Annotated in this window: 20 protein-coding genes; 9 read left to right on the top strand and 11 right to left on the bottom strand. The window is 68.8% G+C overall.

Features of this window, described 5'->3' with window-relative positions:
* The first annotated feature begins 17 nt into the window (after positions 1-17).
* Complete coding sequence (locus tag QRN16_RS04675) at positions 18-1,502, top strand: bifunctional phosphatase PAP2/diacylglycerol kinase family protein (RefSeq protein WP_285184847.1); 1,485 nt, start codon at positions 18-20, stop codon at positions 1,500-1,502.
* 22 nt (positions 1,503-1,524) lie between these two features.
* On the opposite strand, the gene prcA is transcribed toward QRN16_RS04675, so the two are convergent.
* The 4 genes from prcA to dop form a co-directional block, all read right to left on the bottom strand.
* Positions 1,525-2,277, bottom strand: coding sequence for a proteasome subunit alpha (prcA, locus tag QRN16_RS04680; RefSeq protein ID WP_285184849.1), 753 nt, complete (start codon positions 2,275-2,277; stop codon positions 1,525-1,527).
* The gene (gene prcB / locus QRN16_RS04685) at positions 2,274-3,152 is read right to left on the bottom strand and encodes a proteasome subunit beta (RefSeq protein WP_222631127.1); all 879 of its coding nucleotides are present in this window, start codon (positions 3,150-3,152) and stop codon (positions 2,274-2,276) included. The genes prcA and prcB overlap by 4 nt, the downstream gene beginning before the upstream one ends.
* A complete protein-coding gene (locus tag QRN16_RS04690) occupies positions 3,149-3,340 on the bottom strand; it encodes a ubiquitin-like protein Pup (RefSeq protein WP_027505357.1) in 192 nt (63 codons plus the stop codon). Before QRN16_RS04690 ends, prcB begins: the two co-directional genes overlap by 4 nt.
* Before the next feature lie 116 nt (positions 3,341-3,456).
* Entirely contained in the window at positions 3,457-4,956 is a 1,500-nt protein-coding gene (gene dop / locus QRN16_RS04695) for a depupylase/deamidase Dop (RefSeq protein WP_285184854.1), read from the bottom strand.
* Positions 4,957-5,013: 57 nt separating this feature from the next.
* Between dop and QRN16_RS04700 the strand changes: the two genes are divergently transcribed.
* Entirely contained in the window at positions 5,014-5,544 is a 531-nt protein-coding gene (locus tag QRN16_RS04700) for an NUDIX hydrolase (RefSeq protein WP_056444586.1), read from the top strand.
* On the opposite strand, the gene arc is transcribed toward QRN16_RS04700, so the two are convergent.
* Both arc and QRN16_RS04710 read right to left on the bottom strand, forming a co-directional pair.
* Entirely contained in the window at positions 5,532-7,325 is a 1,794-nt protein-coding gene (gene arc, locus QRN16_RS04705) for a proteasome ATPase (protein WP_027505354.1), read from the bottom strand. The two genes, QRN16_RS04700 and arc, sit on opposite strands and share 13 nt — an antisense overlap.
* Positions 7,326-7,463: 138 nt before the next feature.
* On the bottom strand, positions 7,464-8,345 hold the full coding sequence (locus QRN16_RS04710; protein ID WP_027505353.1) for a tRNA (adenine-N1)-methyltransferase: 882 nt from the start codon (positions 8,343-8,345) through the stop codon (positions 7,464-7,466).
* A gap of 128 nt (positions 8,346-8,473) precedes the next feature.
* Here QRN16_RS04710 and QRN16_RS04715 point away from each other — a divergent pair, with 128 nt between their 5' ends.
* Positions 8,474-9,349 carry a RecB family exonuclease gene (locus tag QRN16_RS04715; protein ID WP_373428291.1) on the top strand — a complete coding sequence of 292 codons (876 nt, stop codon included), beginning with the start codon at positions 8,474-8,476 and terminating at the stop codon, positions 9,347-9,349.
* Positions 9,346-10,149, top strand: a complete 804-nt coding sequence (locus QRN16_RS04720) for a thioesterase family protein (RefSeq protein ID WP_285184860.1) — start codon at positions 9,346-9,348, stop codon at positions 10,147-10,149. The genes QRN16_RS04715 and QRN16_RS04720 overlap by 4 nt, the downstream gene beginning before the upstream one ends.
* A gap of 15 nt (positions 10,150-10,164) precedes the next feature.
* Here QRN16_RS04720 and QRN16_RS04725 read toward each other — a convergent pair whose 3' ends face one another.
* From QRN16_RS04725 to metH, 5 genes are all read right to left on the bottom strand, one after another.
* Positions 10,165-11,547 carry an FAD-binding oxidoreductase gene (locus tag QRN16_RS04725; protein ID WP_285184863.1) on the bottom strand — a complete coding sequence of 461 codons (1,383 nt, stop codon included), beginning with the start codon at positions 11,545-11,547 and terminating at the stop codon, positions 10,165-10,167.
* 95 nt (positions 11,548-11,642) lie between these two features.
* Positions 11,643-12,494 carry an ATP phosphoribosyltransferase gene (gene hisG, locus QRN16_RS04730; RefSeq protein WP_027505349.1) on the bottom strand — a complete coding sequence of 284 codons (852 nt, stop codon included), beginning with the start codon at positions 12,492-12,494 and terminating at the stop codon, positions 11,643-11,645.
* A 55-nt stretch (positions 12,495-12,549) separates the two neighbouring features.
* A complete protein-coding gene (locus QRN16_RS04735) occupies positions 12,550-12,831 on the bottom strand; it encodes a phosphoribosyl-ATP diphosphatase (protein WP_197027761.1) in 282 nt (93 codons plus the stop codon).
* 21 nt (positions 12,832-12,852) lie between these two features.
* A complete protein-coding gene (locus tag QRN16_RS04740) occupies positions 12,853-13,521 on the bottom strand; it encodes an HAD family hydrolase (protein WP_285184867.1) in 669 nt (222 codons plus the stop codon).
* A gap of 53 nt (positions 13,522-13,574) precedes the next feature.
* Positions 13,575-17,144 (bottom strand): methionine synthase, encoded by a 3,570-nt coding sequence (metH, locus tag QRN16_RS04745; RefSeq protein ID WP_285184869.1) that lies wholly within the window; start codon positions 17,142-17,144, stop codon positions 13,575-13,577.
* A gap of 189 nt (positions 17,145-17,333) precedes the next feature.
* Between metH and QRN16_RS04750 the strand changes: the two genes are divergently transcribed.
* The 5 genes from QRN16_RS04750 (at position 17,334) to QRN16_RS04770 (ending at position 22,588) form a co-directional block, all read left to right on the top strand.
* Positions 17,334-18,200, top strand: a complete 867-nt coding sequence (locus QRN16_RS04750) for a PAC2 family protein (protein ID WP_197027772.1) — start codon at positions 17,334-17,336, stop codon at positions 18,198-18,200.
* Between the two features lie 16 nt (positions 18,201-18,216).
* A complete protein-coding gene (locus QRN16_RS04755; RefSeq protein WP_285184871.1) occupies positions 18,217-19,350 on the top strand; it encodes an MFS transporter in 1,134 nt (377 codons plus the stop codon).
* Positions 19,351-19,440: 90 nt separating this feature from the next.
* Positions 19,441-19,788, top strand: a complete 348-nt coding sequence (locus QRN16_RS04760) for a hypothetical protein (RefSeq protein ID WP_042572487.1) — start codon at positions 19,441-19,443, stop codon at positions 19,786-19,788.
* Complete coding sequence (gene nirB, locus QRN16_RS04765) at positions 19,788-22,274, top strand: nitrite reductase large subunit NirB (protein WP_285184883.1); 2,487 nt, start codon at positions 19,788-19,790, stop codon at positions 22,272-22,274. The genes QRN16_RS04760 and nirB overlap by 1 nt, the downstream gene beginning before the upstream one ends.
* On the top strand, positions 22,271-22,588 hold the full coding sequence (locus QRN16_RS04770) for a Rieske (2Fe-2S) protein (protein ID WP_056444601.1): 318 nt from the start codon (positions 22,271-22,273) through the stop codon (positions 22,586-22,588). The genes nirB and QRN16_RS04770 overlap by 4 nt, the downstream gene beginning before the upstream one ends.
* The last annotated feature ends 16 nt before the right edge of the window (positions 22,589-22,604 follow it).

Consider the following 22,604-nt stretch of genomic DNA (forward strand, 5'->3'; position numbering starts at 1 on the left):
GCCGTAGTGTGGCGCAGGTGAATCCCCGATCGCTGCGCGGCCGCACCCGTTCCGTCGATCTGGCGCTGGTGAAGGCCAGTTTCGCGTCGCGACCGTCGGGGTTGGACCCCGCGCTGCGCACGCTCACCGGGCTCGCCGATCACAGTGTTCTGTGGGCGATCGTGGCGTCGGCGCTCGCCGCGTCCGGCGGCCCCCGACGACGAGGTGCCGTACGCGGCATGCTCGCGGTCGTGGGTGCCAGCTCGCTCGCGAACGGGGTGCTCAAGCCGCTGCTCCCCCGCGATCGTCCACCGGCCGCGTCGGTCCCCGCGCTCCGGCGGATCATGACCCCGCCCGTGTCCTCGTCGTTCCCGTCCGGTCACGCCGCCTCCGCCGCAGCGTTCGCGACGGGCGTGGCGCTCGAGGCTCCGCTCGCCGGTCTCCTCGTCGCCCCGCTGGCCGCGACCGTCGCGTACTCGCGAGTGCACGTCGGTGTGCACTGGCCGTCGGACGTGGTGGTGGGCGCGGCGCTCGGGGTCGCGGTCGCGCTGTCGACCCGCCGCTGGTGGGCCGTGCGCTCCACCGAGTCGGCCGAGTTGGGCCCCGCGGGGCCGGCGCCCGCCCTGCACGAGGGTGAGGGAATGCTCGTGCTGGTCAATCCGGGCGCGGGCACCCACAATTCGGAAGTCGTCGCCGACGTGGCGAAGGCCCTGCCGAGGGCGCGGTTCCTCGAGCCGGACGCCGACGACGACTTCACCGCCCAGTTCATCCGCGCCGCGGGATCGGACGTGCTCGCGCTCGGAGTCTGCGGAGGCGACGGCACGGTGGCCGCTGCCGTCGCGGCCGCGGTGCGGACGGGGCTCCCTCTCGCGGTGTTCCCCGGCGGCACGCTGAACCACTTCGCACGGGACGTCGGCGCGGTCGAGGTGTCGGTCACCGCGGACGCCGTCACTCGCGGCGCGTCCAGCCGGGTGGATCTCGGCGGTGTGAGCATCGACGGCGGTGAGGAGATCCTCTTCGTCAACACCGCCAGCATCGGGGGCTACCCGGATTCGGTTCGGCTGCGGGACAAGTGGAGCTCACGCATCGGGAAGTGGCCCGCGGCCGCGGCCGCGATGGTGGCCGTCCTGGCGGTGGCCGAGCCGATGCACGTGGAGATCGACGGGCGCCGCGACTCGGTGTGGATGATGTTCGTCGGCAACGGCACCTACACGCCGGGTGATCAGGTGCCCATGTCGCGGCCGTCGATCGCGAGCGGTGTGCTGGACGTGCGGTTCCTGCGCGCGCACATGCGGCTCTCGCGTACCCGCCTCGCACTCGCCGCGATGACGGGGACTCTCGGCACGTCGCCCACCTACCGTCATCTGCGGGTGCCGGCCGTCTCGGTGCGCAACCTGCAGACCACAGTGGCGGTGGCGGTGGACGGGGAGGTGGCGGGCGAGGGCCGGGCCTTCGACTACCGGGCCCGGCCCTCGCTGCTCACGCTGTACGGAACGGGAACCGCCGACGCGCCGCGCGCGTGACGGGTGCTTCGTACCCGATCGGTCAGGTGCCCGCAGGTTCCGAACCGGGGGGCAACAGTCCCTGGAGCGCCGCTCCGGAGATCCGCCGGAACGCACGCCTCGGCCGCGTCTGTTCGAGAACGGCCACTTCGAGGCTCGTGACCTCGAGGACGCGCTTCTCCGCGGGCTCGCTCGCGGCACCGTTGGTCGGCGGCGTCGACGTGGAGTCCTGGAGCGCACCGACTGCCAGCGCGACCGCCGCGTCGAGATCGAGCCCCGAGCGGTACTTCTCGCGCAGGACCGTCGAGATCGGTTCGGTGGCACCGCCCATGACCACGAAGTCGACCTCGTCGACGATCGAGCCGTCGTACGTGATGCGGTAGAGCTGGGACCGGGGGCTCTCGCCGACGGCACCGACCTCGGCCACGCAGATCTCCACCTCGTACGGCTTGAGCTGCTCGGTGAAGATGGTGCCGAGCGTCTGAGCGTACGCCTTGGCCAACGATCGTCCGGTGACGTCCGCACGGTCGTAGGTGTAGCCCTTGGTGTCGGCGTGCACGATGCCGGCGCGGCGCAGATTCTCGAACTCGTTGTACTTGCCCACCGCGGCGAAGCCGAGGCGGTCGTACAGCTCGCTCACCTTGTGCAGTGCGGAGGACCGGTTCTCGGCGACGAAGAGCACGCCGTCCGCGTAGGTCAGCACGACCACGCTGCGACCGCGTGCGATTCCCTTGCGCGCCAGTTCCGAACGATCGCGCATGATCTGTTCGGCGGACGCGTAGTACGGCATCGTCATCGGCGCGCACCCCCTTCTTCCGATCGGTCCTGCAGTACCGCACGGGCCAGAGCCTCGATGCGGTCCGATCCCACCAGGTTCGCTCCCCCGGCACCGATGGCCACCGCCGTCGGGTAGATGCCGCGGGTCAGATCCGGTCCGCCGGTCGCCGAATCGTCGTCGGCAGCGTCGTACAGCGATTCGACCGCGACGCGCAGTGCCTCGTCCTCGGTCATGTCCTCGCGGTAGAGCTTCTTCATCGCCGACTTCGCGAACAGCGATCCCGATCCCACCGCGTGGTAGCCGGACCGTTCCTCGTAGCGGCCACCGACCACGTCGTAGGAGACGATGCGCCCCGCATGGCGGGCGTCGACGGCGTCGAGGTCGTAACCGACGAGCAGCGGAACCACAGCCAGACCCTGCATGGCCGCACCGAGATTGGCCCGCACCATGGAGGACAGCTTGTTGGCCTTGCCGTTGAAGGTGAGGGAGACGCCCTCGATCTTCTCGTAGTGCTCGAGTTCGACCGCGAACAGCCGCACCAGCTCGATCGCCATGCCGGCGGTTCCCGCGATGCCGGCGGCCGAGTAGTCGTCCGTGACGTACACCTTGTCGACGTCGCGACTGGCGATGAGGTTGCCCATCGTCGCGCGGCGATCACCCGCGAGGATGACGCCGCCGTCGAAGGTGACGGCCACGATGGTGGTGCCGTGCGGTGCGATGTCGGACTGCATCGTCGCCTCCGGGGACAGAGCGAGATCCGCACGAAAACGGTTCTCGGGCAACAGGTGCGGTGCGTAGGCCCGCAGGTGTTCACTGAAGGAGGAGAACGGCGACCCGTAGCGCAGGGTGGTGTCGCTCTCGTGGGGACGGGGAACGGAGTTCGCGTCCGTCACTGGCCGCCCTTTTGCACGTAGGCGCGGACGAAGTCCTCCGCGTTCTCCTCGAGCACGTCGTCGATCTCGTCGAGGAGATCGTCGGTCTCCTCGGCGAGCTTCTCGCGTCGTTCCTGACCCGATGCGCCCTCGGCCGAACCGTCGTCGTCATCGCCACCGCCGGAGCGTGTGGTCTGCTCTTGTGCCATAGCCGACCTCCTCGTCACGAACCGCGTGTTCTCTCGACACGCAGCGAAACTTCACCCTACCGAGCATGCGCCGTCACAGGGTGACAACCCACCGTACGTCCGGCACGGGCGGACCGTCAGGTGGTGAGCTGGTCCACCAGTTCTGCGGCCGAGTCCACCGATTCGAGCAGAGCACCGACGTGGGCCTTGCTCCCCCGCAGTGGCTCGAGGGTGGGGATACGCACCAGCGAGTCTCCACCGAGGTCGAAGATGACCGAGTCCCAGCTCGCGGCCGCGATGTCGCGGCCGAACTTGCGGAGGCACTCGCCGCGGAAGTACGCGCGGGTGTCGGTCGGGGGGGTCGAGACGGCGTCCATGACGTCCTGCTCGGAGACCAGCCGTTCCATCGATCCGCGCGCGACGAGCCGGTTGTAAAGACCCTTGTCGAGGCGGACGTCCGAGTACTGCAGGTCCACGAGGTGCAGTCGCGGCGCCGACCAGCCGAGTCCCTCGCGGTTGCGGAACCCTTCGAGCAGCCGCAGTTTCGCCGGCCAGTCGAGGAGGGACGCGCAGTCCATCGGGTCGCGCTCGAGCTTGTCGAGGATCATCGCCCACTTCTCGACGACGTCGGCGGCGCGCGGATCCTTCTCGCCCTGTGCGTCGAGATGCGCGGAGACGCGCTCGAGGTAGATGCGCTGCAGTGCCAACGCCGTCAGCTCGCGACCGTCCGCGAGCGCGACCGTGCGGCGCAGCGTCGGGTCGTGACTGATCTGGTGCACCGCCGTCACCGGACGGGCCAGCTGCAGATCGGACAGGTCCACGCCGGCCTCGACGATGTCGAGCACCAGGGCCGTCGTTCCGACCTTGAGATAGGTCGCCATCTCGGCGAGGTTGGCGTCACCGATGATCACGTGCAGGCGCCGGTACTTGTCGGCGTCGGCGTGCGGCTCGTCGCGGGTGTTGATGATGCCGCGCTTGAGCGTCGTCTCGAGGCCCACCTCGACCTCGATGTAGTCGGCGCGCTGCGAGAGCTGGAATCCGGGCTCGTCTCCGGACTGACCGATGCCGACGCGGCCCGAGCCGGTGAACACCTGGCGGGAGGCGAAGAACGGCGAGAGCCCGGCGATGATCGCGGAGAACGGGGTCTCGCGAGACATCAGGTAGTTCTCGTGGGTGCCGTAGGACGCGCCCTTGCCGTCGACGTTGTTCTTGTACAACTGCAGGCGCGGGGCGCCGGGCACGCTCGAGGCATGGCGCGCAGCCGCTTCCATGACGCGCTCCCCCGCCTTGTCCCAGATGACGGCATCGAGCGGATCGCGCACCTCCGGTGCGGAGTACTCCGGGTGGGCGTGGTCGACGTAGAGACGCGCGCCGTTGGTGAGGATCATGTTGGCCGCGCCGACCTCGTCGGCGTCGATGATCGGCGCCGGGCCACTGAACCGGCCCAGGTCGAACCCGCGTGCGTCACGCAGCGGCGATTCCACCTCGTAGTCCCAGCGCGTCCGCTTGGCCCGCGGCACACCCGCCGCGGCGGCGTACGCCAGCACCGCCTGGGTGGATGTCAGGATCGGATTGGCGGAAGGCTCGGTAGGAGAGGAAATTCCGTACTCGACCTCGATGCCGATGATGCGCTGCATGCTCTCGACCCTAGGCTATCGACCCTGTGACCCCTGATCGAGTGGGAGCGGTGACGCATGCCTGACGACGAGATCGTGGCCGTGTACGACGAGCGTGGCCACGTGGTGGGCGAAGCGCCGCGCACCGAGGTGTACGAGCGCGGCCTGTGGCACGCGAGTGCCGGCGTGCTGGTGCGATCCACCGACGGGTCACGCGTGTACGTCCACCGCCGCACGACGACCAAGTCGGTGTTCGCGGGGATGCACGACGTTCTGGCCGGTGGGGTCGTCGATGCCGGGGAGGACCCTCGACAGACCGCCTCGCGAGAACTCGCCGAGGAACTCGGCGTCGTAGCGGACGTGACGGGCGACCCGGTGGTCGGCCGCTGGACGGGACGATCCGGCGCTGCGACGGTGCGCTGCCACCTGTTCGCGTACGAGGTGCGTCACGACGGACCGATGCACCACCAGCCGTCCGAGATCGCGGACGGCTGGTGGTGGTCGGACGTCGAGGTGCTGACACACCTGGACGATCCCGCGTGGCCCTTCGTTCCGGACACCCGCGTGATCGTCTCGGCGCTGCTACAGGTGGGCGGTCAGAGGTACTGACCCGTGTTCGACTCGGTGTCGATCGAGCGGCTCGCACTGGCGTTCTTACCGGTGACGAGCGTGCGGATGTAGACGATCCGCTCACCCTTCTTGCCCGAGATGCGCGCCCAGTCATCGGGATTGGTGGTGTTGGGCAGATCTTCGTTCTCGGCGAACTCGTCGACGATGGAGTCGAAGAGGTGTCCGACGCGCAGACCCGGTGTCCCGGTGTCGAGCACCGACTTGATGGCGTACTTCTTCGCGCGGTCGACGATGTTCTGGATCATCGCGCCCGAGTTGAAGTCCTTGAAGTACAGGACCTCCTTGTCACCGTTGGCATAGGTGACCTCGAGGAATCGGTTGTCGTCGCTCTCGGCGTACATGCGCTCGACGACGCGTTCGATCATGCCGCGGATGCAGGCGGCGCGATCGCCGCCGAACTCCGCGAGATCGTCGGCGTTGACGGGCAGCGAGTCGTCGAGATACTTCGAGAAGATGTCGAGCGCGGACTCGGCGTCCGGCCGCTCGATCTTGATCTTCACGTCCAGACGGCCCGGGCGAAGAATGGCCGGGTCGATCATGTCCTCGCGGTTGGACGCACCGATCACGATGACGTTCTCGAGGCCCTCGACACCGTCGATCTCGGCCAGCAGCTGAGGAACGACGGTGGTCTCCACGTCGGACGAGACGCCCGACCCACGGGTACGGAAGATGGAGTCCATCTCGTCGAAGAACACGATGACGGGAGTGCCCTCCGACGCCTTCTCGCGAGCCCGCTGGAAGATCAACCGGATGTGGCGCTCCGTCTCACCGACGAACTTGTTGAGCAGCTCGGGGCCCTTGATGTTGAGGAAGTAGGACTTCGCGTCGCGTGCGTCCTGCCCCCGTGCCTCGGCGATCTTCTTCGCCAGTGAGTTGGCGACCGCCTTGGCGATGAGTGTCTTGCCGCAGCCGGGAGGCCCGTAGAGCAACACACCCTTGGGCGGGCGCAGCGAGTACTCACGGAACAGATCCTTGTGCAGGAAGGGCAGTTCCACGGCGTCGCGGATCTGCTCGATCTGCCGCCCGAGGCCGCCGATGTCCTCGTAGCCGACGTCGGGGACCTCCTCGAGCACGAGGTCCTCGACCTCGGCCTTGGGAATGCGCTCGAACGCGTAGCCGGCCTTGGTGTCGACCAGCAACGAGTCGCCGGGGCGCAGGCGGCGCGACGGCCCGTCCGGATCCTCCGGTGCCTCGTCGTCGGCCATCTCCTGCAGCGGAGTCGCCAACCACACGACACGTTCCTCGTCGGCGTGGCCGACGACGAGGGCGCGCTTGCCGTCCTCGAGGATCTCGCGAAGGGAGCTGATCTCGCCGACGCGTTCGAATTCACACGCCTCGACGATGGTGAGGGCCTCGTTCAGACGCACGGTCTGGCCGGGCCGGAGTGCGGTGGCGTCGACGTTCGGCGAGCACGTCAGGCGCATCTTGCGGCCCGAGGTGAACACGTCCACCGTCGCGTCGTCGTAGGTGTGCACCAGGACGCCGTAACCGCTGGGCGGTGCGCCGAGCCGGTCGACCTCCTCGCGCAGGGCGATGAGCTGCTGGCGCGCCTCCTTGAGCGTCTCCATCAGCTTCGTGTTGCGTGTGGAGAGCGAGTCGACCCGCGACTCGAGATCACGCACGTCGGTGTTACGGGTGTCCGCCGACGGCGCACCCCCACGGGAAGCGTCGAGTTGTCGGCGCAGGACGGTGGCCTCGGCTCGCAGGGCATCGAGTTCGGCCAGGACTGCGGACTGGTCCGGGTTGTCTGTAGGGCTCATGCAGGACTCCTCCCAAAGCGATTTCTCAACGCTACCGGGCGAAACGCAAACGTGTGTGACGACCGTGGTCAGACACTGTCACCGACCACCGACAGACAGCGGACGAACGGCACACGGTCGGTGCATGAACCCCCGGTGTCAGGCGGGTTCGGTGGGGGTCTTGCCGGCCCGTCGCTGCGGTTTCGGGGTGACGGTGCCCTCGGCCAGACGACGCGCACTGACCAGGAACGCGGTGTGCCCCTGCATGCGGTGCTCGGGTCGCACTGCCAGCCCGACGACGTGCCACCCCCGCACGATCGACTCCCACGACCGCGGCTCGGTCCAGCACTCCTGCGCACGCAGGGCCTCGACGACCTTGGACAACTGCGTGACGGTGGCCACGTAGACGATCAGCACGCCGCCCGGAACCAGCGCACCGGCGACGGCGTCGAGTGCGTCCCACGGCGCCAGCATGTCCAGCACCACCCGGTCGACCATGCCCTCGTGACGCGCGACGTCGAACGCGGCGACGTCGTCGATCACCAGGTCCCAGTTCTCCGGCCGCTCGCCGAAGAAGGTCTCCACGTTGCGCACCGCGTGCACGGCGTGGTCCTCGCGCACCTCGTAGGAGATGACGCGCCCCTGCGGACCGACGGCACGCAGCAGCGAACACGTCAGGGCGCCGGAACCGGCACCCGCCTCGAGCACGCGGGCACCCGGGAAGACGTCGCCCTCGTGCACGATCTGGGCGGCGTCCTTGGGGTAGATGACCTGCGCGCCGCGCGGCATCGACAGCACGTAGTCGACGAGGAGCGGGCGCAGAGCGAGATACGGGGTGCCGTTCGTCGACTTCACGACGCTGCCCTCGTCGACACCGATCAGATCGTCGTGGCGGATCCCGCCGCGGTGGGTGTGGAACTCCTTGGCCGCGTCGAGCACCACCGTGTAGTGCCGCCCCTTGGCGTCGGTGAGCTGCACGCGATCACCGACGCGGAACGGTCCGCTCGCGCGCGCAGACGTGTCGGTGTCGGTCGGTTCCACGGGTGGTCCTCTTTCCGGTGCACTCTGGTCCCGCCCACGAAGCGGGGCGCTCTCGGGGCGCGACGCGCCCCGGGGAACTGTAGGGCAGATACCGGATCGTGTCGGTGAGCGGGCATAGTGTCGGCCCCGTGAGCATCTCGACCGAAGACCCCGTCGTCACCGACGTCGCCGCGGCGGCACCCGACCGTCCTCGCCGTCGTCCCGCGTTGTCGCCCTCGCGCGCAGCGGATTACAAGCAGTGCCCCCTGCTCTACCGGTTCCGGGCCATCGACCGCCTGCCCGCACCGCCGTCGAAGGCGCAGTTGCGCGGCACCCTCGTGCACTCCGCCCTCGAGTCGCTCTACGCGTTGCCCGCGGCGGACCGGGTCTCGACGCGGGCCGGCACCCTCGTGCGGGAGGAATGGGACGCCATGGTCGTGTCGCACGAGTACGCGGCCGATCTCGTCGAGGAGCACGAGCGCGAGAAGTTCGTCGCCGAGGCGCAGTCGCTCGTGGCGTCCTACTACTCGCTCGAGGACCCCACACGGTTCGATCCCGAGTCGTGCGAACAGCTCGTCGAGACCGAACTGGACGACGGCGTGCTGTTGCGCGGTTACATCGACCGCATCGACGTCGCGCCCACCGGGCAACTGCGCGTCGTCGACTACAAGACGGGCAAGGCGCCGCGCGAGATCGCCGAGGCCAAGGCGCTGTTCCAGATGAAGTTCTACGCGGTGGTGCTGATGCGCACGCGCGGCATCGTTCCCGCGCAGCTGCGCCTGCTGTTCCTGAAGGACAGCCAGATTCTCACCTACGCCCCGGACGAGGACGAGCTCCGCCGATTCGAACGGACGCTGTCCGCCATCTGGACGGCCATCCGGTCCGCCGGCGAGACGGGCGACTTCCGCCCCAAGCCCGGAAAGCTGTGTGGGTGGTGCGACTTCCAGGCCCTGTGCCCGTCCTTCGGCGGCACTCCGCCCGAGTACCCGGGGTGGCCGAGCGAGCCGACGGAGGTCACGGCGTGAGCGAGGACGCACTCTTCGTCCGTGTCGAGGGAACCGATCGCTATCGCGCCACGCGGCTCACCACGAGTGTGTGGGCGGAGACCATGCAACACGGCGCTCCCCCGTCGGCGCTGCTCGCCCGAGCGCTGGAGCAGTGTTCGCCGGTGCCGGGCACCCGGCTGGCGCGGGTGACGATGGAGATCCTCGGGCCCGTGCCCGTCGGAGAACTCACCGTGCAGGCCCGTGTGGAACGCCCCGGTCGCCGGGTCGCCATGCTGACGGCCGACCTCGTCGCGGATCTGCCCGACGGGTCGACCAGGGCGGTCGCGCGTGCCACGGCCTGGCGCGTGGCGATGACCGACACCTCGGCGGCCGGGCAGACTCTCGATCCACCGTTGGTGCCCGGTCCGGACGAGTCCGAGGCCGGGTGGGCCTTTCCGGACCACTGGCACGGCGGGTTCCTCGACAGTCTCGAGTTCCGGGGCGCCCGCCCGGTGACGGCGTCGGAGCCCGGCCGGGTGTGGGCACGTCCCAGGTATCCCGTGGTGGCCGGCGAGCAGACGTCGCCGATCGTCGGACTGTTCGCCGTGGCGGACATCGCCAACGGCGTCGCGGCACTTCTCGATCCGACGAAGTGGACGTTCCTCAACACCGATCTGACGGTGCAGATCGTGCGCGAACCCGTCGGCGAATGGGTGGGTGTGCAGGCCCGCACCGCGATCGGCGACGACGGCATCGGGCTGTGCACCTCGACGTTGTACGACGCGACGGGGTCGGTGGGCCGCACGTTCCAAACACTCGAGGTGCGCGCTCGCCCCTGACGTCTCCACACCGGATCAGCCGAGCCGGACCACCTGTCCGACGCGGAAGGTCCCCGCGGGATCGTGCTGTTCGGCCAGGGCTCCGAGCCAGGCCCGGGTGTCCTCGTCGTAGACCCGTGCGAGGTGAGCGGGGTCGTCGGACGCCGCGAAGTTGGGCAACGCGCCACCGGTCGACCACGGTGCCAGAGCCTCCACGACTGCCTCGCTGTGCGCGATCACCGCATCGGCCACGGGAGGCGCCAGCACTCCGATGCACAGGAGGCTGTAGGCGGCCTCGCGATGGCAGTACACGTCGGGATGCGGTCCCGGCCGGCCGAGAGCGCCGCCGAGCAGCCTCAGCTCCACGATCACCTGCGGTGAACTCGACGCGGGGCCGGTCATGACCAACACGGTCGCTGCCGCCTCCTCGTCGAACACGCGGAGCATCGTCGTGGCCTCACGTGTCGGCATCGGATCCACCGGGTCGGCATGCACCGACCCCACCGCCGCGTACGGAATGGTCGTGACCGTGTCGATGACGGTCGGGGCCGCAGCGCGCATCGGTGCGAGGACGTCGGCTGCGATCCCCGGCTCCGCGACCGATGCGAAACGCACCGCGACCACGAACTTCCCGGCCAACGGTTCCGGCACGCCGGGCAGCGGTGGGAGCTGGAGGAACGCGAGCGAGGTGTTGTGCTCCTCGGTCAGCGTGGCGCTCCACACCCGCCACGCCTCGAGTACCGCCGCCGCGTGCCGGCCGTCGTAATACAGTGCGCCCGCGTAGAACTCGGCGATCGGCAGCAGCTCCGTCTCGACCGCGGTGACGATGCCGAGTGTCGACTTGCCCCCACACAGGCCGCGGAAGAGATCGGCGTCGCTGTCCGGTGTCACCCGGCGCAGTGTGCCGTCGCCCGTGACGAGATCGAACGCGCGCACGCGACTCGACGAGACCCCGTACGTCCGAGCCACCGGCCCGATTCCCCCACCGGTCAGAAATCCCGTGACGCCGGTGTTCGGCGACGACCCACACAGCGGCGCCGATCCGGACGGCGCGCCGGCGTCGAGAACCTGCTGCCACCGGACCCCGGCGCCGAGTCGGGCGACGCGCGTGTCGGGGTCGATCGTCAGTTCGTCGAGATCACCGGTGAGGACCAGAATCGTGTCCGGACAGATGCGCACCGCCCCGTGTCCGGTGGCCTGTACGGCCACGCGAAGCCCGGCCTCGCGCGCTGCCCGCACGGTGGCGGCGACGTCGTCCGCGGTGGCGGCCGCGACGACTGCCACCGGATCGACGGGGACGGCGACGTTCCACGGCACCGACCGCTCGTATCCGGGCTCCCCCGGACGCGACAGTGTTCCGGTGAGTGCGGCGGCGAGCGAGACCAGCAGGTCGGGGCTCGCAGAATCGACGACGGTCATGACGGATCCTCTCGACGACGCGACTCTAGCGACGAGAGGAGACTGGTCGGTACCGATCAGGAACTACTGGGACCGATCACAACGGAGCGGACGCGTCAGAATGCGCGGCACGACCGGATGTCGGACGCCAGAATCGCCTTGGCGCCGAGCTCGGCGAGCTCGTCCATCACGGCATTGTGTCCCTTGCGCGGAACCATGGCACGAATGGCCACCCACGCCTCGTCAGCGAGCGGGGACAGCGTCGGCGACTCGAGGCCGGGCGTGATCTTGACGGCGTCGTCGAGGATGCTGCGCGGGCAGTCGTAGTCGAGCATCAGGTACTGCTGGGCGAAGACGACGCCCTGGACACGCGCGATGAGCTGGTTGCGCGCCTTGTCGTCGACTGGCGAGCCCGCCTGCTCGATGAGCACGCCCTCCGAGTCGCACAGGGATTCACCGAACGCCACCAGGTTGTGTTGGCGCAGTGTGCGTCCCGAGCCCACGACATCGGCGATCGCATCGGCGACACCCAACTGGATGGAGATCTCGACGGCTCCGTCCAGACGGATCACGGTGGCCTCGAGGCCCCGCGCCGCGAGGTCCCGGCGGACCAGGTTGGGGTACGACGTGGCGATGCGGAGCCCCGCCAGATCGTTCGGGGTCCACTCCTTGCCGGCCGGCGCGGCGTAGCGGAAGGTGCTGTTGCCGAACCCGAGTGCGAGCCGCTCGGTCACGGGTGCGCCCGAATCGAGCGACAGATCCCGGCCGGTGATGCCGAGATCGAGCTCACCCGAGCCCACGTAGATGGCGATGTCCTTGGGACGGAGGAAGAAGAACTCGACGTTGTTGGCGTTGTCGAGCACGGTGAGATCGCGGGAATCGGCGCGGCGACGGTAGCCCGCCTCGCTCAGAATCTCTCCGGCGAGCTCGGACAGGGAACCTTTGTTGGGGACGGCGACGCGAAGCATGGTGGGACTCCTGGGGTGCGGGAAGATCGGTGGCGGTGGAAGTGGGGTGGTCCGCTCACAGATGTCGGTAGACATCCTCGAGGGAGAGGTTCTTCCCGACCATCAACACCTGGATCCAGTACAGGAGCTGCGAGATCTCCTCCGCCAGCGCCTCGTCCGTCTCGTGCTCCGCGGCGATCCACACCTCGCCGGCCTCCTCGAGGATCTTCTTGCCCTGCTGATGCACACCCGCGTCCAACGCGGCGACGGTGCCCGAGCCCTCGGGCCTGGTGGCAGCGCGGTCGGTGAGCTCGGCGAACAGGGACTCGAAGTTCTTCACGGGTGATGATTGTTCCACGACGCGGCCCGCGGACCGCTATCAGTGTCCCCCGGCGCGCGCAGACCGGAGATCGTCGAGGGTGAGCCCCTCGAGGGTGGTGCGGAACGTACGGCCCGGTCCGCTGGGCACCTGCACCTCGGAGGGCACCACCACGACGGCGCATCCCGCCGAGACGGCGGACTCGGTTCCCGTGGGCGAATCCTCGACGGCGACGCACGACGCCGTGTCGACACCGAGCAGCTCTGCGCCCCGGCGGTACGGATCGGGAGCGGGCTTCGCGTGCGTCACCTCGTCGCCGCACACGGTCGCGCCGAAGCGGTGACGGCCCAACGTCTCGAGCGCGATCTCCGTCAGCATGCGCTCGGTGTTGGTGACGAGGGCACACCCCAGACCGGCCGACTGCACCAGATCCAGCGCGGCCTCCGCACCCGGACGCCACGGCAGACCACCCGCGAACAGCTCGACCACACGGCCGTTGAGCCAGGCAGCGGACTCCGCCAGGTTCTCCGGCGACGCCTCCCGTCCCACGTGCGCGTAGACCTTCGCCAGCGCACCCATCATCGAGTTGCCCAGAGTCGACTCCCGCACCTCCGGAGTGAGCTCGCGCCCGAGTGATACGGACAGCTCGTACACCGCGATGTCCCACAGGCGCTCCGAGTCCAACAGCGTCCCGTCCATGTCGAACAAGACGGCCTGGAGCTCAGACATCCGACCGGCCTCCGGCCTGCCCGCCCATTTCCGACCGGCCTCCGGCCTGCCCGCTAGACATTGAAGTACTTCGCCTCCGGGTGGTGCAGCACGAACGCATCCGTCGACTGCTCGGGGTGCAACTGCAGCTCGTCGGACAGATCCACCCCGATGCGCTGGGGTTCGAGCATCGCGACGAGCTTGATGCGGTCCTCCAGATCGGGGCACGCGCCGTACCCGAACGAGTACCGGGCACCGCGGTACTCGAGCTTGAAGTACCCCTCCACGTCGGACGGATCCTGATCCACGAGGGAGCGGCCGCTGGGCAGCACCAGTTCCTCGCGGACGCGGCGATGCCAGTACTCCGCGAGCGCCTCGGTGAGCTGCACGCCGATGCCGTGCACCTCGAGGTAGTCGCGGTACGCATCCGCCTTGAAGAGCTCGTTGGCGAAGTCGGCGATGGGTTGACCCATCGTCACCAGGTTCATCGGCAGGACGTCGACCACCCCCGTCTCACGGGCGAGGTCTCGCGACCGCACGAAGTCCGCGATGCAGAGGAACCTGCCGCGGTCCTGGCGCGGGAACGTGAACCGGAAGCGCTCCGCCGCATCGGGTTCCGGGGATTCGAGAACCACCACGTCGTCACCCTCGGACACTGCCGGGAAGTACCCGTACACCAGTGCCGCGTGCGCGAGGATGCCATCGGTGCTGAGGCGGTCGAGCCAGTACCGCAGGCGCGGACGGCCCTCGGTCTCCACCAGGTCCTCGTAGGACGGGCCCTCACCGGCGCGTGCGCCGCGCAGACCCCACTGACCGAGGAACAGGGCACGCTCGTCGAGAAGCCCCGAGTACTCGGACAGCGAGATGCCCTTGACGATCCTGCTGCCCCAGAACGGGGGCGCCGGAAGCTCCTTCTCGACGGAGACGTCGGAGCGCTCGGGAACGACGACCGGTGTCTCCGCGGCCTTGCGCTTCGCGGCGATGCGCCGGGACCGCTCGTGCCGCTCCTTGCGCTCCGCGGTCTTCTGCTGAGCGGCGAGCGCCTCCTCGCTGTCGGGAGCCGGCGCCACACCGCGTTTGGTGTTCATGATCGTGTCCATCAGGCGCAGGCCCTCGAACGCGTCACGCGCGTACGACACCTCACCCTCGTAGACCTCGGCGAGATCGTTCTCGACATAGGACCGGGTGAGCGCTGCGCCACCGAGCATGACGGGGAACTTCTCGGCGACGCCCTTGGCGTTGAGCTCGAGCAGGTTCTCCTTCATGACCACCGTGGACTTCACCAGCAGACCGGACATGCCGATGACGTCGGCACGCTTGTCCACCGCGGCGTCGAGGATCGCCGAGATGGGCTGCTTGATACCGAGATTGACCACCTCGTAGCCATTGTTGCTCAGGATGATGTCGACGAGGTTCTTGCCGATGTCGTGGACGTCGCCCTTGACGGTGGCGAGCACGATGCGGCCCTTGCCGTCCTCGTCGGACGCCTCCATGTGCGGCTCGAGGTGTGCCACAGCGGCTTTCATCACCTCGGCGGACTGCAGCACGAACGGAAGCTGCATCTGCCCGGACCCGAACAGCTCACCGACGGTCTTCATGCCGGACAGCAGCGTCTCGTTGATGATCGCGAGCGGCGGCTTCTCCTGCATCGCCTCGTCGAGATCGTCTCCCAGCCCGGCACGCTCACCGTCGACGATGCGGCGCTCGAGGCGATCGAACAAGGGAAGGCCGGCCAGTTCCTGCGCCCGCGACTCGCGTGCGGACGCCGCGGAGACGCCTTCGAACAGCGCCATGAGCGCCTGCAACGGGTCGTAGCCCTCGCGGCGACGGTCGTACACGAGGTCGAGCGCGACCTGGCGCTGCTCCTCGGGGATACGCGCCATGGGGAGGATCTTCGACGCGTGGACGATGGCCGTGTCGAGCCCGGCCTCCGTGCACTCGTGCAGGAAGACCGAGTTGAGCACCTGCCTCGCAGCAGGATTGAGGCCGAACGAGATGTTCGAGATACCCAGGGTGAAGTGCACCTCGGGATGACTCTCGTGCAGTCGACGGATGGCCTCGATGGTCTCGATGCCGTCCCGCCGGACCTCTTCCTGGCCCGTCGAGATGGGGAACGTCAGGGTGTCGAGGATGATGTCCGATTCCGGAAGACCCCAGTTGTCGCGGATGTCGGCGATGAGCCGCTCCGCGATGCGGATCTTCCAGTCCGCCGTCCGGGCCTGACCCTCCTCGTCGATCGTCAGCGCGACGACCGCCGCTCCGTGACGCTTGACCAGCGTCATGATGCGCTGGAAGCGCGAGTCGGGCCCGTCGCCGTCCTCGTAGTTGACGGAGTTGACCGCGCTGCGCCCACCGAGGTGCTCGAGCCCGGCCTCCAGGACTGCGGGCTCGGTGGAGTCGAGCATGATCGGCAGCGTCGAGGAGGTGGCCAGGCGCGAGGCCAGAGCCGACATGTCGGCAGCACCGTCGCGGCCGACGTAGTCGACGTTGAGATCGAGCATGTGCGCGCCGTCGCGCGTCTGGTCCTTCGCGATGTCGAGGCACTTCTGGTAGTCCTCGGCCAGCATCGCGTCACGGAACGCCTTCGAACCGTTGGAGTTGGTGCGTTCGCCGATCATGAGGATGCTGGCGTCCTGCTCGAACGGCACCGCTGCGTAGAGAGACGAGACACCCTTCTCGGGCTTCGGGTCCCGCACTCCGCGGCGCGCGTCGTGCACCGCGTCGGCGACCTGGCGGATGTGCTCCGGGGTGGTTCCACAGCAGCCACCCACCAGGGAGAGGCCGAACTCGGTGACGAAGCCGCTGAGCGCCTCGGCCAGCTCGTAGGGACCGAGCGGGTACTCGGCACCCTTGGGGCCGAGCTGCGGCAGGCCGGCGTTGGGCATGACCGAGACCGGCACGGTGGCATGCCTGCTGAGGTGACGCAGGTGCTCGCTCATCTCGGCGGGGCCCGTGGCGCAGTTGAGGCCGATCAGGTCGACCCCGAGCGGCTCGATCGCGGTCAGTGCCGCGCCGATCTCGCTGCCCAGCAACATCGTGCCGGTGGTCTCGACCGTCACGTGCGTGATGATCGGGATGCGGATACCCAGCTGCTCCATCGCGGCCTGACTGCCGAGGATGGCGGCCTTCACCTGGAGCAGGTCCTGGCACGTCTCGATCAGGACGGCGTCGGCGCCACCGTCGATCATTCCCAGCGCAGCTTCGGCGTAGGCGTCGCGCAGCGCCCGGAACGGGGCGTGGCCGAGGGTGGGCAGTTTGGTGCCCGGCCCCATGGACCCGAGCACGAAGCGGCCCATGCCGTCTCGCCCGGTACCCATCTCGTCGGCGACCTCGCGGGCCAGGATCGTTCCCTTGTAGGACAGCTCGCGGATGCGGTCCGAGATGTCGTAGTCGGCGAGGTTGGGGAGGTTGCACCCGAAGGTGTTGGTCTCGACGGCGTCCGCGCCCGCCTCGAAGTACTCCCGGTGGATCTGGCGGAGCACGTCGGGACGCGTGTCGTTGAGGATCTCGTTACAGCCTTCGAGGCCGCGGAAATCGTCCAGCGTCAGGTCTGCGGCCTGCAGCATCGTTCCCATGGCACCGTCGCCGATGACAACACGCTGGGACAGCGCATCGAGCAGGCGTGATCGGAATTCGACAGGCATGCCCCCAAGCGTAGTGGTCTGTCCCGACAGCTCTGGTCGTAGGCTGGGCGGGTGAGTGCGCCAGAAACGCCCGAGGGCGATCTCCCCGTGGTCCAGGACCCCCCGACAGACCTCGCCGCCGGCGTCGCTGCCGAGCTGGTGGCCGGTGTCGGAGCGGACGATCAGGACTCCGCGACGGACGAGTCCGAGCTGGACGAGATCCTGCCGACCCTGCGCAGCCCGATTCTCGTCGCGGCGTTCGAGGGATGGAACGACGCGGGCGACGCCGCGAGCGGCGCGGTGGAGCATCTCGAACTGATCTGGGACGCGACGCCCCTGGCCGAGCTCGACTCCGAGGACTACTACGACTACCAGGTCAACCGCCCGACGGTCCGACAGGTGGACGGTGTGACGCGCGAGATCGAGTGGCCGTCGACGAGGTTGTCGGTGTGTTCGCCTCCCGGCAGCGACCGCGACGTCGTGCTGCTGCGCGGTATCGAGCCCAACATGCGGTGGCGGAGCTTCTGCGACGACCTGCTCGAGTTCATCGACCAGCTCGGGGTCGAGACGGTCGTGATTCTCGGCGCACTGCTCGCCGACACGCCCCACACCCGGCCCGTTCCCGTGACCGGCACCGCGTACAGCACCGAGTCGGCGGAGCAGTTCAACCTCGAGCAGACCCGGTACGAGGGCCCGACCGGCATCACCGGTGTTCTGCAGGACGAGTGCGTCAAAGCGGGGATTCCGGCAGTGTCCCTGTGGGCGGCGGTCCCGCACTACGTGTCCCAGCCGCCGAACCCCAAGGCCACCGTCGCCCTGCTCCAGCGTGTCGAGGACGTCCTCGACATCGAGGTGCCGCTCGGCGAGCTGCCGTCCCAGGCGGAGGACTGGGAGGAGTCGGTCACCGAGATGACCAAGGACGACGACGAGATCGCCGAGTACGTCCGCACCCTCGAGGAGCGCGGCGACGCCGAGGTCGACATGTCGGAGGCCGTCTCCAAGGTGGACGGCGATGCGCTGGCCGCCGAGTTCGAGCGCTACCTGCGCCGACGCGGGCCGGGCAGCTTCGGGCTGTGACGCGCGCTCGTCACCGGTGAGCGCACGACTCGCACGGCTCCGCATCGGCGCTCTGTACGCCGGTGGCTTCCTCGGCCCGTTCGGCGGCGGAGTGGTGTCCTCGATGCTGCCCGAGATGGGCGCGGATCTGGGGGTGTCCACCGGGTCGGCGGCATCGACTCTCAGCGCGTACCTGTTTCCGTTCGCTCTGGCCATGCTGGTGTCGGGCACTCTCGGCGCGCGATGGGGCCGGGTGCGCACCGTGCGCCTCGCCTACCTGCTCTACGTCGTCTCCTCGCTCCTGTGTGCGGTCGCGCCCACGCTCGACCTGTTGCTGGGTGCGCGCGCACTGCAGGGTATCGGCAATTCCTTCACGACGCCGCTGCTCCTCGCGTCACTGGCGGCCGTCACTCCCCGCGAGCGCCTGGGACGGGTGCTGGGTACCTTCGGCGCCCTGCAGGCGGCGGGTCAGACCAGTGCGCCGCTGGTCGGTGGCCTCGCCGCCGAGTTCGACTGGCGGTACGCGTTCGTCGTGCTGGCCGTCGTCGCCGCGATCCTCGGGCTGGTCGGGCTCCCCGCGGCCACCGCGCCGTCCACCCCCGGCGGTCGTCCCGAACGGTTGCGCGACGCTCTCACCGTCCCGGTCCTCCGCGTGGCAGTGGTCGCGCTCCTCGGCTGGGGCGCCCTCGGGGGACTCAACTTCCTCGTCGCCTTCCGCGCGGAGGACACGTTCGGTCTGTCCTCCACACAGCGCGGACTGCTGCTGACCGTGTTCGGGGTCGCCGGAATCCTGGTGGCACGACGCGTCGGTGGACTGATCGACCGCATCGGTCCACGTCGAGCGATCGTCGGCGCAGCTCCTGTCGGCGCAGTCCTCATCGCCCTCGCCGGCACCATGCCCAGCCTGGTGGTCGTCGGCCTCGTCTGGGCGGCAGCGGGTGTGGCCAGCCAGTTCATCCTCGTCGGCGTCAACGCCGCTGTCCTCGGCTCGTCGGGGGCGAACCGCGGCGGCGCCGTGTCGGTCGTCCAGTCGTTCCGGTTCTCCGGGGCGGCCTTCGCTCCTCTCGCGCTCACCCCGCTGTACGGGGTGCACCCGACGCTGGCGTTCGTCATCCCCGCCGTTCTGTTGGCAGTCGTCGCGCCGCTGGTGATGACCGGGCCGAAGACCTGACAGCGCGCCGGTCGCGCTCGAGAGTGAATGATGACGCCGCCGTAACACGAGCGCAGCAGTGCCGTCACCGCGTGCACGGACAGTCGACCCATGGCCAGCACTCCGAAGTTCATCCAAGGCGTCTTTCCCTTCGTCGGGCACGGCCTGGGCAAGTCCGAGCTTCTCGACGCCGCCACGGCGTACACCGTTCCGTCGGGCCTGACCGCCCAGCCGCTCTACTTCCGCGGCGGTAACTCCTCCGACGAACTGGTCGTCGTCACGCTCACGCGCGACGGAGAGTCGATGCGCGTGTTCCCGATGGGCGCGAAGGCGAGCGTCAACGTTCCGCTGCGCGTCGTCGAGGACGTCGATCCCGACTCGGTTCTCGAGCTCACCGTCGCGGCGCCCGACGGCTGCAGCGGCGAGGTCGTCGTCGATTTCGGGATGATGATCTTCTGATGCCGGCTGCAGGAGAACGGCAGCGCCTGCTCGTCGTCGGCAACGGAATGGCGGGGGCCCGCACCGTCGAGGAGATCCTCGGCCGCGACCGTGCGAAGTTCGACGTCACGATGATCGGCGACGAGCCGTACGGCAACTACAACCGCATCATGCTCTCGCACGTGCTCTCGGGCGAGTCGTCCATCGACGACGACGATCTGATGCTCAACCCGATGGCCTGGTACCGGGAGAACGGCGTCACCCTCCACGTCGGAGACCGGGCGGTGGCGTTGGACCGCTTCGCCAAGAACGTGACGTGCGAGAGCGGACGCGTCGTCCCCTACGACACCGTGATCATCGCGACCGGGAGCACGACGTTCTTTCCCAACATGGACGGACTTCGAGAGGCCGACGGCAGACTGGCGCGCGGCGTCTTCGGTTTCCGGACGATCGAGGACACCAACGGGATGCTGCAGATGGCGTCCTCCCGCGACGGCATCCGCGCCGTCGTCATCGGTGGCGGACTGCTGGGACTCGAAGCCGCCTACGGTTTGCGCACTCAAGGCATCGACGTCGACGTCGTGCACTCCCCCGGTCACCTGATGAACCAGCAGCTCGACGAACGTGGTGGACGCGTGCTGCGCAACAAGATCGAGGACCTCGGCGTCGGCGTGTACACGTCCAAGCGCACCACGGCTGTGTTGCGGGACGAGAGCGGTGCCGTCACCGGGGTCGCGTTCAACGACGGTTCCACCCTGCCCGCGGACATGATCGTCGTAACGGCCGGTATCCGCCCCAACGTAGACCTCGCGCGGCGTGCCGGACTGGTGATCGAGCGCGGCATCGTCGTCGACGATCAGATGCGGTGCGAGGACGAGGGAGCGATCCACGCCGTCGGGGAATGCTGTCAGCACCGCGGTGAGGTGTACGGCCTCGTGGCCCCGCTGTGGGAGCAGGCGTCGGTCCTGGCCGACGTGCTGACCGGCGCGAATCCGGCTGCGGCATATCATGGTTCGAGGCTGACGACGAAGCTGAAGGTCGCGGGCGTCGACGTTGCGGCGATGGGCGTCAAGGGTCCCGAGCGGGACACCGACGAGTTCGTGCAGTTCTACGAACCCCGCAGCGGCACCTACAAGTCGGTGGTCGTGCGCGACAACAAGCTGATCGGCGCGATGCTGCTGGGCGACATCAGCAAGGTGAGCTTCCTGACTCAGGCGTTCGACGAGAAGGTACCGCTTCCCGACGAGCGCATCAGCATGCTGTTCGACATGGGCACGCCGAGCGCGGAGACCGGCGCCGCCGAACTGTCCGACGATGTCCAGGTGTGCAACTGCAACGGGGTCACGAAGGGCGACATCGTCGCCTGCGTGCACGGCGGGGCCACCACCGTCTTCGAGGTCGTGGGAAAGACCCGTGCGGGCAAGGGATGCGGATCCTGCAAGGGCCTGGTCGCGGACATCGTCGCCTGCGCCGCCGGTGGAGCGCTCTCGGTCGATCCCGCGGCGGACTGGTACGTCCCCTGCATCCCGATGTCCAAGCGCGAGCTCATCGAGGCCGTCCGCACGCAGAACCTCCGATCCGTCTCCGCAGTGTTCGATGCGCTGGCCGATGCCGAGGACGCGACAGCGAAGATGCCGCTGGCCTCGCTGCTGCGCGTGGTCTGGGGACCCGACTGGGTCGACGAGCGAGGCGCGCTGTTCATCAACGACCGCGTTCACGCCAACATCCAGCGAGACGGCACCTTCTCCGTCGTGCCGCAGATGAAGGGCGGCGTGACCACCCCGGACCAGTTGCGGCGCATCGCCGATGTCGCCGACAAGTACGGGGTCCCGCTGGTCAAGGTCACCGGTGGACAGCGCATCGATCTTCTCGGCATCAAGAAGGAGGACCTGCCGAAGGTGTGGGGCGATCTCGACATGCCGTCCGGGTTCGCGTACGGCAAGAGCATGCGCACCGTGAAGACCTGTGTCGGCAGCGATTTCTGCCGTTTCGGGCTCGGTGACTCCACCGCACTCGGCATCGCGATCGAGGAACGGTTCCAGGGTCTCGAAACTCCCGCAAAGCTCAAGCTGGCCGTGGCCGGATGCCCCCGCAACTGCTCCGAGGCGCTCTGCAAGGACTTCGGTGTGGTGGCCGTCGGCGACGGCCGCTGGGAGATCTACATCGGCGGCGCGGCCGGCGCACACATCCGCAAGGGCGACGTCCTCGCCACGGTCGACTCCCCCGAGGAGGTCCTGACCCTCGCGGGCCGATTCATCCAGTACTACCGCGAGGAGGCGAAGTGGCTCGAGCGGACCTACGCCTTCGTCCCGCGGGTCGGCCTCGAGACGTTGCAGCGACTGCTCGTCGACGACGCCGAGGGTCTCTGTGCAGGACTCGACGAGCGCATCCAGATATCCATCGACGGCTACACCGATCCGTGGAAGGAACGCGCGGCGCCGCGGTCACCGGCCCAGTTCGCGCCCTCCCTCCCGCTTCTCCCGCTGCCTCAGGTGCCGGTTCGATGACGACGGCACAGGCGACCGTGGTGGGAACCGTCGACGATCTCACCCCCGGCGAGGGCCGGACCTACGTGGTCGACGGACGACAGATCGCCGTCTTCCTCCTGACCGACGGGACGGTCCGCGCCATGGACGCGGTGTGCCCCCATCGCGGCGGGCCGCTGGCGGACGGGCAGATCGACGGGGCCGTCGTCGTGTGTCCCCTGCACCAGTACCAGTTCTCCCTGGACACCGGCCGGTGCACCACCGACGGCATCGGAACGGTCGCGACCCACCGTGCCGACGTCGTCGACGGGCAGGTGGCTGTCCGACTGTCCTGACCGCCTACCCTGTTGC

This window comes from Rhodococcus sp. MEB041, from assembly GCF_030208955.1.
Lineage (GTDB): Bacteria > Actinomycetota > Actinomycetes > Mycobacteriales > Mycobacteriaceae > Rhodococcoides.

Excerpts from the sequence above, each read along its gene's own strand:
- prcA (WP_285184849.1), bottom strand. The coding sequence starts at position 2,277 with ATGACGATGCCGTACTACGCGTCCGCCGAACAGATCATGCGCGATCGT.
- QRN16_RS04690 (WP_027505357.1), bottom strand. The coding sequence starts at position 3,340 with ATGGCACAAGAGCAGACCACACGCTCCGGCGGTGGCGATGACGACGAC.
- dop (WP_285184854.1), bottom strand. The coding sequence starts at position 4,956 with ATGCAGCGCATCATCGGCATCGAGGTCGAGTACGGAATTTCCTCTCCT.
- QRN16_RS04700 (WP_056444586.1), top strand. The coding sequence starts at position 5,014 with ATGCCTGACGACGAGATCGTGGCCGTGTACGACGAGCGTGGCCACGTG.
- arc (WP_027505354.1), bottom strand. The coding sequence starts at position 7,325 with ATGAGCCCTACAGACAACCCGGACCAGTCCGCAGTCCTGGCCGAACTC.
- QRN16_RS04725 (WP_285184863.1), bottom strand. The coding sequence starts at position 11,547 with ATGACCGTCGTCGATTCTGCGAGCCCCGACCTGCTGGTCTCGCTCGCC.
- hisG (WP_027505349.1), bottom strand. The coding sequence starts at position 12,494 with ATGCTTCGCGTCGCCGTCCCCAACAAAGGTTCCCTGTCCGAGCTCGCC.
- QRN16_RS04740 (WP_285184867.1), bottom strand. The coding sequence starts at position 13,521 with ATGTCTGAGCTCCAGGCCGTCTTGTTCGACATGGACGGGACGCTGTTG.
- metH (WP_285184869.1), bottom strand. The coding sequence starts at position 17,144 with ATGCCTGTCGAATTCCGATCACGCCTGCTCGATGCGCTGTCCCAGCGT.
- QRN16_RS04760 (WP_042572487.1), top strand. The coding sequence starts at position 19,441 with ATGGCCAGCACTCCGAAGTTCATCCAAGGCGTCTTTCCCTTCGTCGGG.
- nirB (WP_285184883.1), top strand. The coding sequence starts at position 19,788 with ATGCCGGCTGCAGGAGAACGGCAGCGCCTGCTCGTCGTCGGCAACGGA.
- QRN16_RS04770 (WP_056444601.1), top strand. The coding sequence starts at position 22,271 with ATGACGACGGCACAGGCGACCGTGGTGGGAACCGTCGACGATCTCACC.